The sequence below is a fragment of the Streptococcus sp. LYSM12 genome (genome assembly GCF_004569635.1).
Classification (GTDB): domain Bacteria; phylum Bacillota; class Bacilli; order Lactobacillales; family Streptococcaceae; genus Streptococcus.
In genome coordinates this window covers 1-2,811 of record NZ_SPOZ01000055.1, presented here as the reverse complement: position 1 = coordinate 2,811, position 2,811 = coordinate 1, and the positions used below count along the sequence as shown (strand labels likewise).

Annotated in this window: 3 protein-coding genes and 1 pseudogene; 1 reads left to right on the top strand and 3 read right to left on the bottom strand. The window is 40.7% G+C overall.

Going from position 1 to position 2,811, the window contains the following annotated elements:
• The 3 genes from E4T79_RS10640 to E4T79_RS10630 form a co-directional block, all read right to left on the bottom strand.
• A partial coding sequence (locus E4T79_RS10640; protein WP_135030100.1) for a hypothetical protein occupies window positions 1–321 on the bottom strand: 321 nt, incomplete at its 3' end.
• Window positions 305–748, bottom strand: coding sequence for a hypothetical protein (locus E4T79_RS10635; RefSeq protein ID WP_245168104.1), 444 nt, complete (start codon window positions 746–748; stop codon window positions 305–307). The genes E4T79_RS10635 and E4T79_RS10640, both read right to left, overlap by 17 nt.
• Window positions 749–930: 182 nt before the next feature.
• Window positions 931–1,629 carry a class B sortase gene (locus E4T79_RS10630; protein WP_245168102.1) on the bottom strand — a complete coding sequence of 233 codons (699 nt, stop codon included), beginning with the start codon at window positions 1,627–1,629 and terminating at the stop codon, window positions 931–933.
• 582 nt (window positions 1,630–2,211) lie between these two features.
• Between E4T79_RS10630 and E4T79_RS10625 the strand changes: the two are divergent.
• Window positions 2,212–2,688 (top strand): annotated as a pseudogene (locus tag E4T79_RS10625) (transposase); the annotation flags it as partial.
• Window positions 2,689–2,811: the final 123 nt, after the last annotated feature.

Here is a 2,811-nt window from a genome sequence, read left to right as displayed (position 1 = left end):
GACCGCAACAGGTTCTCCATATTTCTGTTTGAGTTCTACTTCCGCATCACTCTCTTCTGTCACAACCTTGGGTTGTTGGATGGCATCGCCCTCATCTTTGGAAGATTCGGGTGTTGCACTAGAGGCACCAGCCGTTTCCTTATTGACATTCTCAGAGCCAACAGTCTGGCTCTTGGCTTCTTCCAGTGCTTCTTGATAGGCTTGTTCTGCTTGAGATTGTTCAATGGCCTGACCGATTTCCTCCGCATACATAATGGGGCTATTAGAAACAAGCAGGACCAGTAACAAAAGGGCGTTCATTAACTTATGAAGTCGTTTCATCGGACGTCTCCTTTACGAGGTAAATAAAATAATACAAGGTGGCAATCAGTACAATTGCATCAGTGAGTGACACAAGGATTGAACCGACCGTCGGTAGCCAATAGTTGAGAAGAAACAGACCAATAGACACGAATATCACTCCTACTAATGGCAACCAGAGATGACTTCTTCTTTGTCTAATGGGTAAGTTTTTATGAATACTGACTAGACCAAAGCATAAGATTAACTTAAGAATACTTTGAACGATGGTACTCATTGTCCAAACACCTGTTCGCACAGCATCGTAAGCAAAACTGGTATGGTCATACAAAAGTTGACCGACTCCACCAATAATGAAACCTGCAATAAGGGCACTTAGAAGATAGGCTAAGATAAGCTTTGGCAATCGCTTATCAGACCGATGACGTTTGTAAAACCAAACAATCAAAGGAATGAGTAACGCTATCCCTAAGACAAGGGCGACTAGGCTTATCACAGGCAGAAGGACGGGCAAGCCCCTATCCCTCGCCCAGGGCGAAACCGCTCCCGTATACATCAGTCTCTGACCAATTCCTAAGAGCAATAGACCTAGAGATAGCCTCCAAAATCTGGAAAACGTCCATTTGTGTATCATATATCTGTCCTTTCTGTAACAGTTATCAACTTAGCAGTGACCACATAGCGATAGGCATCACTAACGGCATCACAGGTGGATAAAATGAGCACCCTATCACTTTCGCTATCTATAGACAGATGACGATAAGCGCCACCATAGGTCTCTACTCTTTCCTTTAGGGTATCAAGGTAGGCTTTCAAGCCCTCTCTTGTTCCTAACTGAAAACTATGAAAAAGGTGGTCATCCAAATAAGGGTGTGCAGCCACTATTTCATATTCATAGCGATAATTTAAGGTATCAATCGTAATCTGAGTATGGTCTTTAAAAAACTGCTGGTCTGCAAAATAATCCAATGACCCAAACATAGACTCATCAGTTATGGCATGACCATAGATAATCGTGACTGGGTCATCAAAAGATTTAGTGTTGACCAGCTCCGTAAAGATAGCTCCGTAGTAAGTCTCCGCACCATCTAGGTCATGGGATAAATAGTAGCTGTCATCTGTGGGATGTTGGACGATAGGGTAGTCAATCCGAGTCCCATCAATCCTCACCCAAGCATAGACATCTGGATGTTTATAAAAATATCGCTCTAACTGTTCCGATTCTAATTGGGTCATCTCAGACTGTGTTAATTGTTCTATTCCATATAAGATGGATACAAACAACAATCCCAAAAGCAATAGTCCATATAATTTTCTAAATTTCTTCACTATCTTCTCCTTATACTACTTTTATTTTACCATAAAATTATCCGCAATTTAAGTATTCTTTAAGCTTATAGTAATTTTATAGTATCTTGCTTTCAACCACCCGTTTAAGATGACAGACTACAAAAACTTTTAACGATTTGACAACAAGAGGATGCAAAAATAGTGATTCTATTTTCTATTATTGTTGCCAGCTAATCCTAAAACATTTCAAAATAAAAAAACTTGAAACCAAGCGATTTCAAGATTTCTCTTCTATAAATTGTTGTAGCATTTAACTGATATCCCCACTATATGTCTAGGAAAATAACTCATCAACAAATCCTCAAGCAACTTAAAGCTGGACAAGACATCCATGATGGCTCCGCCCTCACCCACAGAATCATGAAAACGAACAATAGCCCTCATTAGGTGTATAATCTTAGTGAGGGCTTTGTGGTTGACACTTTAATGATGCTAGTCATCGAGGGCAAAACTAATCCACTCTACTGACGAGCACCCCAAAATATGCAATAGGCATGAGTATAAAAATACGACTAAAATTCGGTAGATAAGCTCTCATATTTTTATAAGGAGGGAATTGTCATGGATGTTCTCTATCACTCTTGTGCAGGTATTGATGTCCATCAAGCCAATATTGTTGTCTGTATCCTACACGGACCACTCACCTCAACTCGTCCAAAGCGTGAGATGGCTACCTTTGATACGACAACTAGAGGACTACGCGCTTGCCACGATTTTCTTAGTCAATTTCATGTAGAAGCCGTTGGTATGGAAAGCACAGGTGTTTACTGGCGACCTGTCTGGCACGCTCTATGTGATGACTTCAAGTTGATACTCGCTCAACCAGCCCACATGAAAGCTATTCCAGGTCAGAAAACCGACAAGAAAGACGCTCACTGGATTGCTAAATTAACACGGATTGGTCTGCTTCCTCGGAGTTTCGTTCCCGATGAAACCATTCAAGAATTGAGGGAGTTGACCAGACAACGTAAACATTATGTGGAAAGTCGCAATCGAGAAACCAACCGTATCCATAACATTCTTCAGTCAGGTGGTATACTCCTTTAGTTTATAAACAGTATATGGTATAGTAGTTATATGGCATATGATTTAGATTTTAGGAACCGAGTATTAGAATACGTAACTGCTGGTCACAGCAAAAAAGCAACCTGTGCGCTTTTT